The sequence below is a fragment of the Streptomyces virginiae genome (genome assembly GCF_000720455.1).
In the GTDB taxonomy this organism is placed as follows: domain Bacteria; phylum Actinomycetota; class Actinomycetes; order Streptomycetales; family Streptomycetaceae; genus Streptomyces; species Streptomyces virginiae.
On sequence record NZ_JOAK01000020.1, the window covers coordinates 178659 to 191522 of the forward strand.

At 72.3% G+C, this 12864-nt stretch carries 14 protein-coding genes; 6 read left to right on the plus strand and 8 right to left on the minus strand.

Translation table 11 applies throughout. The features are described 5' to 3' along the window. Positions 1 to 74: 74 nt before the first annotated feature. The gene (locus IG86_RS0126835; protein WP_051785427.1) at positions 75 to 779 is read right to left on the minus strand and encodes a 4'-phosphopantetheinyl transferase family protein; all 705 of its coding nucleotides are present in this window, start codon (positions 777 to 779) and stop codon (positions 75 to 77) included. A gap of 307 nt (positions 780 to 1086) precedes the next feature. Continuing rightward, complete coding sequence (locus IG86_RS0126840; RefSeq protein WP_030829152.1) at positions 1087 to 1953, minus strand: AraC family transcriptional regulator; 867 nt, start codon at positions 1951 to 1953, stop codon at positions 1087 to 1089. A gap of 125 nt (positions 1954 to 2078) precedes the next feature. On the opposite strand from IG86_RS0126840, the gene IG86_RS0126845 reads away from it, so the two are divergent. Beyond that, on the plus strand, positions 2079 to 3194 hold the full coding sequence (locus IG86_RS0126845) for an EstA family serine hydrolase (protein ID WP_030900285.1): 1116 nt from the start codon (positions 2079 to 2081) through the stop codon (positions 3192 to 3194). A 46-nt stretch (positions 3195 to 3240) separates the two neighbouring features. Here the strand turns inward: IG86_RS0126845 and IG86_RS0126850 are convergent, their stop codons facing one another. After that, positions 3241 to 3510 carry a WhiB family transcriptional regulator gene (locus IG86_RS0126850; RefSeq protein ID WP_030829158.1) on the minus strand — a complete coding sequence of 90 codons (270 nt, stop codon included), beginning with the start codon at positions 3508 to 3510 and terminating at the stop codon, positions 3241 to 3243. A gap of 206 nt (positions 3511 to 3716) precedes the next feature. Here IG86_RS0126850 and IG86_RS0126855 point away from each other — a divergent pair, with 206 nt between their 5' ends. Then, positions 3717 to 4025 carry a hypothetical protein gene (locus tag IG86_RS0126855; RefSeq protein WP_030829161.1) on the plus strand — a complete coding sequence of 103 codons (309 nt, stop codon included), beginning with the start codon at positions 3717 to 3719 and terminating at the stop codon, positions 4023 to 4025. A 111-nt stretch (positions 4026 to 4136) separates the two neighbouring features. Next, complete coding sequence (locus IG86_RS0126860) at positions 4137 to 4628, plus strand: DoxX family membrane protein (protein ID WP_045937396.1); 492 nt, start codon at positions 4137 to 4139, stop codon at positions 4626 to 4628. 69 nt (positions 4629 to 4697) lie between these two features. Here the strand turns inward: IG86_RS0126860 and IG86_RS0126865 are convergent, their stop codons facing one another. Further along, complete coding sequence (locus tag IG86_RS0126865; RefSeq protein ID WP_078848638.1) at positions 4698 to 5702, minus strand: oxidoreductase; 1005 nt, start codon at positions 5700 to 5702, stop codon at positions 4698 to 4700. A gap of 121 nt (positions 5703 to 5823) precedes the next feature. On the opposite strand from IG86_RS0126865, the gene IG86_RS0126870 reads away from it, so the two are divergent. Continuing rightward, positions 5824 to 6438 (plus strand): TetR/AcrR family transcriptional regulator, encoded by a 615-nt coding sequence (locus tag IG86_RS0126870; RefSeq protein ID WP_234316339.1) that lies wholly within the window; start codon positions 5824 to 5826, stop codon positions 6436 to 6438. Between the two features lie 64 nt (positions 6439 to 6502). Here IG86_RS0126870 and IG86_RS40165 read toward each other — a convergent pair whose 3' ends face one another. Beyond that, positions 6503 to 8581, minus strand: a complete 2079-nt coding sequence (locus tag IG86_RS40165) for a protein kinase domain-containing protein (RefSeq protein WP_051785428.1) — start codon at positions 8579 to 8581, stop codon at positions 6503 to 6505. A gap of 148 nt (positions 8582 to 8729) precedes the next feature. Continuing rightward, positions 8730 to 10085 carry a YhgE/Pip domain-containing protein gene (locus tag IG86_RS0126880; protein ID WP_030829176.1) on the minus strand — a complete coding sequence of 452 codons (1356 nt, stop codon included), beginning with the start codon at positions 10083 to 10085 and terminating at the stop codon, positions 8730 to 8732. A gap of 105 nt (positions 10086 to 10190) precedes the next feature. On the opposite strand from IG86_RS0126880, the gene IG86_RS0126885 reads away from it, so the two are divergent. Then, positions 10191 to 10865, plus strand: a complete 675-nt coding sequence (locus IG86_RS0126885) for a MerR family transcriptional regulator (protein WP_037849130.1) — start codon at positions 10191 to 10193, stop codon at positions 10863 to 10865. Positions 10866 to 11298: 433 nt separating this feature from the next. Here IG86_RS0126885 and IG86_RS0126890 read toward each other — a convergent pair whose 3' ends face one another. Further along, positions 11299 to 11574, minus strand: a complete 276-nt coding sequence (locus tag IG86_RS0126890) for a hypothetical protein (protein ID WP_234316340.1) — start codon at positions 11572 to 11574, stop codon at positions 11299 to 11301. A gap of 534 nt (positions 11575 to 12108) precedes the next feature. Between IG86_RS0126890 and IG86_RS0126895 the strand changes: the two genes are divergently transcribed. Further along, positions 12109 to 12384, plus strand: coding sequence for an isoamylase early set domain-containing protein (locus tag IG86_RS0126895; protein WP_030829189.1), 276 nt, complete (start codon positions 12109 to 12111; stop codon positions 12382 to 12384). A 368-nt stretch (positions 12385 to 12752) separates the two neighbouring features. Here the strand turns inward: IG86_RS0126895 and IG86_RS45135 are convergent, their stop codons facing one another. After that, positions 12753 to 12863 (minus strand): LuxR C-terminal-related transcriptional regulator, encoded by a 111-nt coding sequence (locus IG86_RS45135; protein WP_276329197.1) that lies wholly within the window; start codon positions 12861 to 12863, stop codon positions 12753 to 12755. Between the last annotated feature and the right edge of the window lies 1 nt (position 12864).

Below are 12864 nucleotides of genomic sequence, written 5' to 3' on the forward strand. Positions count from 1 at the left end.
GAGACGTGCGACAAGCGATGATCCGGCATGCCAGACCTGCCGAACCCGCATACCGGCGCCCGGCGGTGCGTGAGTCAGGGGGCGGTGAGGGTGGCGAGGGCGGCCTGGTAGCGGGTGGGGGTCGGCAGGTCGGTGAGGTGGTAACCGGGCACGGCCGCCGGGTGGGGGAGGGTGCCTACGTAGGGGTCGGTGAGGCCGTTGGCGAGCCCGGTTCCCGCGGCTTTGAGACAGGCTTCCTTGCGGGCCCAGCAGCGCGCGAGGGCGGTGATGCGCTCGGCGTCGGGAAGGGCGGTCAGCTCCTGCGTCTCGGTGGGGTGGAGGAGGTGCAGGACGTCGGTGAGGGTCTGCGGGGTCGGGTGCTCTTCGATGTCGACGCCGACGGGGGTGGTGGCCAGGGCGATGTAGGCGTGGTCGCCACTGTGGGAGAGGGAGAAGTGGAGGGGGTTTCCCGGGATGTTGGGGCGGCCGTGGGGCGCGCCGCAGCAGGGGCAGTCCTCGCGGGTGAGCCGGACGGTGTGGGGCGGCCGGTCGAGGTACACGCCGAGGAGAGTGCGCAGGGCGAGGTGGGAGGCGACGTAACGGTGGGCCAGGCCCGGAGTGTGGAAGCGGGCGGCGCGTTCGCGTTCCTCCGCGTCGAGGACGGAGCTCGCCTCGGCGACCGGGTGGCCGCCGACGGCGTCGATGGTGGTGTTGAGGGCCCACACCACCGGGGTGTCGGGGGTGGGCGCCGGCCCGGCTGCGGGCGCGGTGGGTCCGAGTTGGTTCACGTGCTCGATCACGTGTTTGAGGGTAGTCGAGGCGGGTGGGTGGTCGGTCGTGGCGGCCCGATCCGGCGGCGGGGAGGTCCTCGGCGGGATCCGGCCGGGGCGGCCCCGACTCCCGTGCCCGGCCGTACCGAGCGACCGTACCGACGGCGGGCACCTCACCGTCTTCGGCGAGTTGGCGGCGGACAGCGCAGTGCGGAGATCGACGGCGCTCCCACCGCGCGCCCCGGCACCGTCCCCGCGGTCGCCCCGAAGCCACCCGCAGCGGCGTAGATCCGCGACGGCGGAGCGCGGCCTCGACCGGTCCAGGGGTGTTCACGCCTCAGCGGTCCCGCTCGACCGGGACCCACAGCTGCGAGTCCGTCTCCGCGCCGACCTCCACCGGCTGCGTCAGCAGGAGTTCCGGACCGGGCCGACTCGCGTACGGGTTCGAGGGGAACCACTGCGTGAACACGTCCCGCCACAGCTCCTGGAGGGCGCCCGGATACGGCCCGCGGTTGTCGAAGACCGCCCAGGTCCCGGCCGGCACGTCCAGGCGGTCGAGCCCCTCGGCCGCCGCCCCTGGGAGGGCCGCCACACCGACCCAGTAGTCCACCTCGGCCCCCTCCTCCCGGCTGTCGGTCAGGTGCACCACCGCGGACAGGATTCCCTCCGGTTCGCAGCCGACCAGCGCCTTCATCCGTACGATCGCCCGCTCGTCCAGGCTCTCCACGTGTGCCGAGGCGGCCTCGTTGAGCCCCTCGTGCACCAGCGGGACCGTGGCCTTCCTGCCGACGACCCGGAACGACTCCTTCTCCACGATCCGGTACCGCATGCTCGTACTCCCCTCGACGACGACACGGAAGGACATGCGCGGCTGCGCCGTGAGCACCGCACCCGTACGCCGGGCCTCGCCCGGACCGATGCCGTGCACCGACCGGAACGCCCGGGCGAACGCCTCGCCCGAGCCGTACCCGTACCGCACCGCGACATCGAGCAGCGTCAGCTCCCCGGCCAGCACATCGGCCCCGGCGAGCGTCATCCGCCGACGCCGCACGTAGACCGGGAGCGGCATCCCGGCGAGCGCGGAGAACAGCCGCCGGAAGTGGTACTCCGACACGGCCGCGATCCGGGCCACCTCGGCCATGTCGATCTCCCGGTCGAGGCCGGCTTCCAAGTGGTCCAGCGCCTGATTCAGCCGCTCCAGCACGCCTGTGCACCCTTCCTCGTGTCTCCACCGCGGGAACGTAGCGAAGAACCGATCGCGCCCGCCCGACAAAGCCGGTGCGGGAATTGTCGGGCAGGGAGCCCCCGCGTCGCATGAGGCTCACATCCATGACTGACATCGAAGGACGGTGCGAGCCGCGGTTCGCCGCGGTGCGCGAGGCACTTGCAGAGGTGCTCGGCACCTACGACGTCGGCGCCTCGGCGGCCGTCTTCGTCGACGGCGAGCCGGTGGTCGACATCTGGGGCGGGCACGCCGACGGGGACCGCTCCGCCGGATGGGAGCGCGACACCCTCACCTGCGTGAACTCGACGAGCAAGAACATGATCGCCCTGTGCGCGCTGATCCTGGCCGACCGGGGCCGGCTCGACCCGGCCGCGCCGGTCGCCGCCTATTGGCCCGAGTTCGCCGCGGCCGGGAAGGAGAACGTGCTGGTACGCCACGTGCTGTCACACACCGCCGGTCTACCGGACCTGTCCGGGCCGACGGCGGTCGAGGAGCTCTACGACTGGGAGAGCGTGACGGCGGGGCTGGCCGCGCAGGCCCCCGAATGGGAGCCCGGAACGGCCGCCGGCTATCACGCGCTCACCTTCGGGTTCCTGGTGGGTGAGATCGTCCGCCGCATCACCGGCCGAAGCATCGGCGAGTTCTTCGCCGAGGAAGTGGCCGAGCCGCTGGGCGCGGACTTCCACATCGGGCTGTCCGCCGAGCACGACCGCCGCGTCGCACCGCTCATCCCGCCGCCGTCGCTGACCGACGCGTACACCGCCGGCGCACCACTCGGGCCCGACGGCGCGCGCCGCGAGTACACCGGCGCCACGGTCCGGGTCAGGGACGTCAACTCCGTGGCCTGGCGCCGTGCCCAGATCCCGGCGGTGAACGGCTTCGGCAACGCCCGGTCCGTCGCCCTCGTCCAGTCGGTCCTGGCGAACCACGGATCGGCCGGTGGTGTGCGGCTGCTGTCCGCCCGCGGTTGTGAGCCCGCGTGGCAGGAGGTGTTCCGCGGCGACGACCGCGTCCTGCGGACGCCGATGTCGTGGACCACGGGCTTCGGCAGGTTCGGCAACACCTTCGGATGGGGCGGATGGGGCGGCTCGCTGGTCGCGAGCGACCCCGACGCACGCATGACGGTGGCCTACGTCATGAACCAGATGCTCGACCGGGACCAGCAGGAGGACAACCGCGGCATGGAGATCATCATGGCTGCCTACAGCGGTCTGCGGTGACCGCCTCCGGCACGCGTCGAGACCGCCTCCGGCGAGGGGCGGCGCATCACTCGGAGGGCCCGCGGGACCGGCCGGCCCGGGCCCGCGCCTTGCGCCGCCTGGCAGTTCGGCGGCGTTCCTCCTCGCTCATGCCACCGCACACACCGAACTCCTGGCCTCCTTCGAGGGCCCACTGAAGGCATGTCTCCCTGACCGGGCAGCGGTGGCACACGGCTTTGGCTTCCTCGATCTGAAGGAGTGCCGGGCCGCTGGAGCCCACGGGGAAGAAGAGATCGGGGTCCTCCCACCGGCAGGCTGCCTCGTGGCGCCAGTTCATCGTCGTTCCTCCATCCGGTTCGTCTTCGTCCGTATTCCCACCCACTCTCCTGGCCGGTCCCGATGGCTCTATTCAGTGCCGTGGCCACCGTTCACGGCTGCCTTGCGCGCCCGTACGGCAGGCCGGTCGGGCGAGCCACCGGGATTCGAAACCCGATACCGGGGCATCCACACAACTCAACCCGGCCGACCCGACAGGAGGCAGCAGTGACCACCTACGTCATCACCGTGCCCGGCACCTTCCTGAGCGACATCGACGACGAGACACGCTCCGAGCTGACCAGGAGGCTGGCTTCGCACCACACAGACCTGAGCGAGACGGAAGACGTGGAACTGCTCACGGTCCACGAGGGCGGCACCTTTTCGGTCCGGCTCGAAGTCGAGGCCCCGGACCGGGCAACGGCCGAGGGCGACGCCGTCCGCCTGCTGGCCGCCACCCTTGAGGAACTGGGCTTCCCGGAGAAGGACGCCCCTCTGGGGCCGCCCGCGGTCACGGGGATCGACGGCGAGTCCTGACACCCCGTCGGCTCCCTCGCGACGGCGGGCGAACACCACGATCGACCGGCCCCGGCCCGTACGGACCCACGAGGCCCGGATGGACCCCCGAGGTCCGGGCATCAGCGCGACATGGCTGTCCTACGAAAGCTCGCCCGCCCCCTGCTCGCCGCTCCGTTCGTGACCGGCGGCCTGCGCACCCTGCGCCGCCCCGACACCGCCCTGACGGAAGCAGCACGGCCCGTCATACGGGCGGTGGGGGACCGTGTCCCGGCCCTCGCCGTGGATCCGCCGCAGCTGGTGCGCGCCACCGGCGCGATCCGGGCCACCGCGGGCCTGCTGTTCGCGACGGGGCGCGCCCCGCGCCTGGCCGCCCTCACCCTCGCTGCCACGCTGGTGCCGGCCTCCCTCACCACGCACGCCTTCTGGACGGAGGAGGACCCGGAGGAACGCGCCCGGCAGCGCGCTCACTTCCTGACGGACCTCTCCGCCCTGGGAGGGCTCCTGATCGCCGCCGCGGACACCCACGGCAAGCCCTCGCTCGCCTACCGCTCGCGGCACGCGCTCCGCCGGCGCCCGGAGGGTGCTGTCCGGGGCCGGGCCACTGCCGCACTTCGGCGCTGAACCGACCACGCTCCGACGCGGGCCCCGATCGACGCGGGCCCCGACCGGCTCGTGTCCCGTCGGGGCGCCTCAATCCCGGGACGGAGCTTGCGCGGGCACGGGGTGGATGACGCCGGTGAGGCGTTCCGAGAGGGCCCACAACCGGTGGGCGGTGTCCGCGTCCTCGATGGCGCGTTCCCGGCTGCGGAGTACGGGTTCGCCGCGGAGCTGGAACGGCCCGTCGGGCACGACGTAGCTTCCTCCGGGCAGGTCGGGCACGGTCGCGGCGTACAGGGAGGTCTTCGCGCCCTCCGGCGTCGGGCGGAAGGCGCTGCGCAGGAGCAGGCGCATCAGGGCTCCGTACGCGCGGCCCCGGGTGCTGTTGGCTCCGCCGGTGAGTACGTTCGAGCGGGTGAGCCCGGGGGCCACGGCCATGCTGCGCAGTCCCAGCCCGGCGGCGTCTGCCCTGCGCTGCAGTTCCGTCGCGAAGTACAGGTTGGCCCGCTTGGACTGGATGTAGGTGAACAGGGGCCGGTAGCCGCGCTCGGCGTCGAGGTTGCCCATGTCGAACCGGGCGAACCGCTGCCCCTCACTGCTGACCGTCACCACGCGCGGGTCGGGGGAGGCCAGGAGGTGCGGCATGAGGAGTCCGGTGAGTGCGAACGTCCCGAGGTGGTTGACGCCGAACTGGGACTCGAAGCCGTCGGCGGTCCGCGAGAACGGCACCATGGCGATGCCGGCGTTGTTGACCAGGAGGTCGAGGCGGTCGTGATTCCAGCCTTCGGCGAACCGGCGGACGGACTTCAGGTCGGCGAGGTCGAGCAGGCGGAGTTCGGCGCGGGCACCGGGTACTTCGGCCCGCAGGCGCTCCAGCGCCTCCTGCCCGCGCTGCTGGCTGCGGCAGGCGAGGACGACGTGGGCGCCGCGGCGGGCGAGTTCGCGGGCGGTGACGTACCCGATTCCGCTGTTGGCGCCGGTGACCACGGCCAGACGGCCCGACTGGCCGGGGATGGAGTCGGGCGTCCACCGGTCGCTCGGCGAAGCGTGGGCGTGCGCCGGGACGGCGTGGGCGTGCGCCCGGGTGGCAGGGGTCATGGCTACCTCGATCCATGGGTGCGGGGCCTGGACGCAGGCAGCGTCAAGCCGCATTGCAACCAAGAGTTGCAATATGCTGATGCTGTCGTATGCGCCGTCCATAAAGCAACTGGGAGTTGCAATGAAGCCTGCCGAGCCCACCCCGCAGCGCGGCCCCACCGTCGGGCGCGGCAGCCGGATGCGCGCCGCCGTACTGGCGGCCACCATCACCGAACTCACGGAAACCGGGTACGCCGCCCTGACCGTCGACGCCGTCGCCCAGCGGGCCGGCGTACACAAGACGACGATCTACCGGAACTGGAAGACCTCCGACGGCCTCGTCGCGGACGCTCTGGCCCACCACTTCGCCACCGACATCCCGATCCCCGACACCGGCGCGGTGAAGAACGACCTGCGCGCCCTCGCCCGCGCACTCGTCGCGACCATGACCACGAGCGCGGGCCGTGCCCTGCTGACCACGGCCCTCTCGGACACCGCGCGCACGCCCCGGCTCGCCGAGATCAAGCGCGCCCTCTTCGAGGACCGCTTTCGGCGCGCGGAGCCCGTCGTCTGCCGAGCCGTGGAACGCGGCGAACTGCCTACGGACACCGACCCGGGCGAACTCCTCAAAGCCCTTGTCGCGCCGATCTACTTCCGCCTCGTGTTCACCGGCGAACCGGTCGACGAGACCACCGCCGACCGGGCAGTGGACGTCGCTTTGGCCGCCGCCCACGCCCACGCACTGTCGGCACCATGACCAGGAGCAGCCGGTCGGCCGGTCGGCCGGTCGGCATGTCGGCCGGTCGGCTCGGTCCTCGCTCTCAGCGCCAGGCGGGGTGGCCTTCGGTGGAGTCTCCGGTGGTGAGCGCCTGCTCGCCGGTCCGGTCCGTGCGGACGGCCCAGATCACCGGCTTCTCGTAGGGGCCGCGGACGAACGCCACCCACTTGCCGTCGACGGACCAGGCGGGGTCCATCTCATGGGCGCTGGTGGCGACCAGTTCACGGTCGTCACTGCCGTCGGAGTCCACGAGGCGGATGTCGCCGTGGGTGCCGGTGCCGTAGGTGCCCGCCGTGTAGGCGAAGGTGGCGCCGTCGGGTGACCACACCGGGTCGAGGGCCGGGTGGGGCAGCCGGGTCACCTGCCGGGGGGCGGGAGTGGGGTTGGGCGCGGCGGGGTCGACCAGGTGGATCTGCCAGTTCTCGGGCGTGGTCTGCAGGCAGACCGCGATGCTCTTGCCGTCCGGCGACCACGCGGGATCCTCGACCTGGCCCGTGCCCGAGGTGAGCTGGCGGGCCGAGCCGTCGGCGACGCCGACCACGAACAGCTGCTGGACACCGTCTTTCATGCGGAGCACGGCGAGCCGGCTGCCGTCCGGCGACCAGGACACCCTGCCGCCGGCGATGGAGGTGATCCGGCGCGCGTTCGAACCGTCGGCGTTGGCGGTCCAGACGGCCGTGCCCTCGGGCGTGCTGCGGGTGAACGCGAACGCCCTGCGGTCGGGGGACCACTGGGGCAGGGTGGCGCAGGCGCCCGCGGCTCCTGTGATGAGCTGCACGGGCTTCTCCGCCGCGGCGTCCCGGCGGGCGATGACGCCGTGGCACGTCCCGGGCCAGCCCGGGGCGGTGTCCTGCCGGACCAGAAGGGGTTCGGTCGGGAACGAGGCGGGGGCGGGGGCGGATTCGCTGGGCGTGGTGTTGCCGCCCTTGGAGTTGTCCTTGGTGGAGTCGTGCCAGGGCTGCCACACGAACAGGCCGACGACCGCGAGGGACGTCGCGAGCGCTGCCGCCAGCACCATTGCGCGGCGACGCCGGGACCTCTCCACACCTGCCGGCGCCGCGGGCGCGGGCGCGGGTGCGGTCACGGGTACGGGAACGGGTACGGGGCCGAACCCCGCCGACGGACCCGTCACCGTACGCTCCTGTTCGGGGCGGGGCTCCACGACACCGGGCGGGTCGGTGTCCGCTGCGGGAAGGGCCTGCGGGCTGCCGGACGGGCCGGCCGGCGGGCTGTCCGCAGCGGTGGGGGGCGCCGTCGGCTCGGGGGGCGGGAGCAGCCGCGTTGCCGCATCCGGCAGCCACGAGTCACCGTCCGGGTGGTGGACGGTGAGGGTGGCGAGGAAGGCAGTCGGGGTGGGCCTTGCCGCCGGGTCCTTGGACAGGCAGGCGCCGATGGCCTCGCGGAGTTCGGAGGGCACCGCGCTCAGGTCCGGTTCCTCGTACACCACCTTGTAGTGCCTGGCTGCGGACGGGCCGTCGCCGAAGGGGGCCCCGCCCGCCGCCTGGGTGAGCACCACTCCGAGAGCGAACATGTCGACCGCGGGGGTGACCGCACCGCCGCCGGTGAGCTGCTCCGGTGCCAGGAACCCCGGCGTGCCGACCTGCAGGCCGGTCTGCGTCAGGGCCGTTCCGTCCAGGGCGCGCGCGATGCCGAAGTCGATGACGCGCGGCCCGTCCTCCGCGACGATGATGTTCGCGGGCTTCAGATCGCGGTGGATGACCCCCGCCCGGTGGATGGCCTCAAGTGCCTCGGCCAGGCCGGCCGCCAGGACGGTGAGCGTGTCGGCAGGCAGCGATCCGACGCGCGCGAGTACCGCTTGCAGGGTGGGTCCGGGGACGAAGGCCGTCACCAGCCAGGCCGGATCCCCGTCCGGGTCGGCGTCGACCACCGGCGCGGTGTGGAAGCCGCCGACCCGCCGTGCCGCCGCGACCTCGTCGGCGAACCTGCGCCTGAACCCGGGCTCGGTGCTCAACTCGGGGCGTACGACCTTGACGGCGACCGCCCGGCCGGACTGCGAGCGGCCCAGGTAGACCACCCCCATGCCACCCTGGCCGAGCCGTCCCACCAGCCGATAGCGGCCCTCGCCGAGCGAAGTCGGATCGCCCGATTCGAGCGGCTTCATATGTCCCCCGTTTCCCACCTTGCGCGATGAACAGCCTCTCCCTATCTGTCGCGCCGTCCACCAGTCAAGCGAGTCCCACGCGAGGACCCGTACGGGGTGCCTGTACGAGGTTCGGCAGGCGTGCCGCCGGCGGCCCGCCGCGGCGGAATCAGGAGGTGGCGGGTGCGATGGCCTCGGAGGACTCCGATGCCTCGGCGGGTGCCGCGACCTCCGCCTCGGCCTCGGTCTCGGGGCGGGGGATGCGGTGCAGCCCCCGGCGGTCGTAGAGGCGGGTGACGGCGAAGCCGAAGAGCAGCGCAGCGACCAGTGCGACGCCCATGGAGGCCCATGCCCGGGTGAGCCCCGCGTCGGCCTGGGCCCCGTAGTAGAGCAGGGAGCGGAGCCCCTCGGTGATCTGGCGCAGCGGTTCGAACTCGGCGAGGGCGCGGAAGAACCCGGGCAGCGCCTGGACGGGCACGGTGGCGCCGGAGGAGGGGACGGCCATCGCGACGAAGACGATGGTGGCCAGCAGCATGCCCGGGGTGCCGAAGGCGGCGAACAGGGCCAGGCTGCCGATGCCGACGACCGCGATGGTGGCGACGGAGTAGAGCCACAGCAGGCCCAGGTGGGAGGCGTCCATGTCGAGGATGCCGACCGTGGCGACCTCCACCAGGGTGCCCATGACCAGGGACAGGCCGAGCATGAGGGCCATGCCGATGGCCAGGGTGCGGACGCGGCTGGTGTGCTGGACGGGTTCGCGCTTGCGGAAGGGACCGAAGTCGGTGTGCAGGTAGCCGAGCGCGGTGTCGACCTGGGAGTTGACCACGTTGGCGCCGAGCATGCCGCAGACGACCAGGACCAGCGCGTAGTAGAAGGCGCTCAGACCCATGGCGCTGCGGGGCCCGACGGGGTGGCCGTCGGCGACGGTCACGGTCACCGGGTCGGCCAGCTTGAGCTGTGCGGCCGTCGGGAGCGGGGTCTTCTGGGATCCGGCCTGCTTGAGGAGCTCCTGGCCGAGCTGGGCGGAGGCGGCGTGGGCAGCCTTCTGCGCGGCCTGCGAGGCCATGGAGGAGCCGATGCTGCCGGCGGCCTGGTTGGTCAGCACGGTCATGGTCGGCGGCGCGGCCTTGCCCTGGGGTGCGGGCTGCGGCGCCGTGAGCCCGGTCACCGTGGCCGAGAAGTCGTCGGGGATGACGAGGGTGCCGAAGAGCTTGCCCTTGCCCAGCCGCTCGTCGGCCTCCTCACGGCTCACGACCTGCCAGTCGATGCTCTTGTCGCCCTTGGCCGCCTGCTGGATCCCGGCGACGACCTGCTCGCCCAGGTTGACGTGGCGGCCGCCCGCATCGGCGCCGCGGTCGGCGTTGACCACGGCCACGGGCAGGTCGCGCAGATTGCCCTTGGGGTTGACGTTGCCGCCGACGTAGAGCAGGGCGAACAGCATCGAGACCACTGCGGCGATGAGTCCCGTTCCGATCCACAGCTGGGGTCGGCGGAGCACGGAGGTGGGCGGCGTGGGCTGAGGCATCGATTCTCCGGTGCGGCGGCGTTTCTGTGTTGGATACTTCGAGTATCCAGCTACTGGATAGTGGCAGTATCTTGTTGTGGTGTCCAATCGCCGAAGCCAGGTGCAATGAAGATCTCGGAGCTCAGTCGGCGGACCGGCGTGCCGGTCGCCAGCATCAAGTACTTCCTGCGGCAGGGTCTGCTGCCCGCGGGGCGGGCGACGGCCGCGACCCTGGCCGAGTACGGGGAGGAGCACGCGCAGCGGCTGCGCCTGATCAAGGCGCTGACCACGCTCGGCGGTCTGTCGATCGCCGCCACCCGCGACGTGCTCGGGGCCGTCGACCAGGCGCACGGCGTCGAGGGGGCCCTCGGGGCGGTCAGCTACGCCCTGCCGGTACCGGGGGTGCGCCCCGAGGAGGTGTCCGAGGGCGACGCGACCGCGGGGGCGGAGGTGACGGAACTGCTCGCGACCCTGGAGTGGCAGGTGCCGGGGACGTCACCGCACGTGAAGGGGCTGACGGCGGCGCTGAAGGAACTGCGGCGGCTGGACGCGCACTACGCCCCGGCGGAACTCGCCGCCTACGCGCGGCTGGCGGAGTCCGTGGCCCGGCTGGACCTGGAGCGCGCGGTCGGCATCGACGACCCGGTGTCACTGGCCGAGCGGGCGGTCGTCGTCCTCGCGGTCTGCGCCCCGGTGTTCGAGCTCCTACGCCGCCTCGCCCAGGAAGACCAGGTCAGACGCCGAGTCGCGGACGCCGGCGACGCCGGGGCCGTGTCGCCCGACCAGCGCCGGCGGGTGTGACGGCCTGCTCTGCTCCGGAGATCGCGTCGCGGCCGGAGTGCTGTCCGACCCCGGACGGCGCGCCTGGGTTCCCTGCACCCGTTGCCCGTCGTGCGCGGCCGCTTCGCCCTGCACGACCTCGACGGGGTCCCGGCCGGGCCCGAGGGCCTGCTCCGGCGAGGTCGGATCGACGGTGACGCGGTGATCCCGTCCTCCCTGCTCAAGGGGGGAGTCACAACCGGCCTCGGCGTAGGTGTCTGCGCCGTCTGCCTGAGCTTGCTCCGGGGTGTTCAGGTCCGCAACGCCCGCGCCCGAACGGGAAGTGGTGATACGGCGTCTCGGCCGGGTCTTCCACCCCGGTGAGGGGGGTGATGCGGGGGCGAGGCTCAGGTGACGCGCCCAGCCATGGGCCGGGCGCGTCGTGTCACTTGGTCGTGCGAGCCCGAAGGGCGGCTCAGTTGCCGATGCCGGAGGTGCCGACGCCCGAGTTGCCGATGCCGTGGCTGCCGATGCCCGTGTTCGCGATGCCCGCGCTGCCCAGTCCCCAGTTGGCGACACCGGCGTTCCCGACGCCGTTGTTGAAGGCACCGGCGTTTCCGACACCGTCGTTGAATACGCCGGCGTTCCCGACGCCGTGGTTGCCGATTCCCGAGCTGCCCACCCCGTCAGCGCTGGCCGTACCGACGCCGACGGCGGCCAGCACTGCCGCGCTACCCAGCACGGTCGCCACGCGAAGAAGAGTCGCACGCATCCTGACATACCTCCTACTTAGGGGATCTTTCCGCCCATATCCCTAACATGCGGTGAGGCCGTGCACGGGGATGCCCGCATCTGGCGTGCCGCCCAGTTCCCCCGATGTTCCGGAGGGCTCCCTCCACGAGCGAGCTTGAGGACGCCGCTCCGGATCATGGAAGCCGACGACGAGTTGTGGCAGGTGTACAACCCTCTCGCGCCCCGGAGCTATGACCACCCCGGCGGGTACATCACCCGCTTGGCCCCCTACGCGGACTACGCGGACATTCGCGTCGCCGTTCGGGACGGCCGCGTCGTCGCCGGACGACGAGGGAGGCCTTGCCCCGGCCAAGGCCCGCCTCCATCCGGGCGTCGCCCCCGCGTCTGACACCACACGGCCTGACGCGCCAGAGAACGCCTGAGGCAAAGCGTCGAGGATGTGGTCGGGGTGCGGTGGGGTGGTGGGGGGTTGAGGATGGGCCAGTACCTCTTCGGTGCATTTCGCCCTATTTCGCGTGTGGGGAGTGGTGTCGTGTTGGAGCGGACTTTGCGTAAGGACCGCACGGAGGTCACGTTCGTCCTGCCGGTGGACGCTCCGCCGGGGCCGGTGAGTGTGGTGGGGGATTTCAACGACTGGCAGCCCGGTGTCCACACTCTTGAGCCGCGGACGGACGGTAAGCGGGCGGTGACGTTGACGCTGCCGAGTGAGGGCACGCATTCGTTCCGTTACCTGGCGGCGGGTGATTACTGGTTCAACGATGAGAGTGCGGGTGACCGGGACGGCCCCAACAGCCGCCTGCACACCTGACCCCCTGCCCGCCCGGTTCCCGCACGGCGCGGCCCCGCCGCCCCTGTCCGGCGTCCGGCCCGGCCGCCTTCTGTTCCGTCTTCCGGGTGTGCGGCCTGCTCTTCGGCCCGGGGCTCTTCATCTGGTCCCGCCCGGTGTGCCCGCCCCGGGTGTCCGGCCCTGGGTGCCTGGGCTGTCGCCGCGGGTGTGTGGTGCTGCCGGCGTGACGGGGCCTTCTGCCTGTCTGGCGTGGGTTTCCGGCACGGTTTGCTGCGGCTGCCCTGCGGGGCGTAGCTGGGGCCCCGTACGCGGGTGCGTGCGGGGCTGGGCGGGGGTCGTGAGGGGGGTGTCGGCCCGCTTGGGCCGTGCTGGCTTGTGTGTGGTGTGGTTCAGAGCCCGAGGGCGATGGCGATGCGGGTCATTTCGGCGGTGGTGTTGACGTTGAGCTTGGCGCGGATGCGGCGCAGGTAGGCGTCGACGGTGTGCTTGGAGAGTCCCATG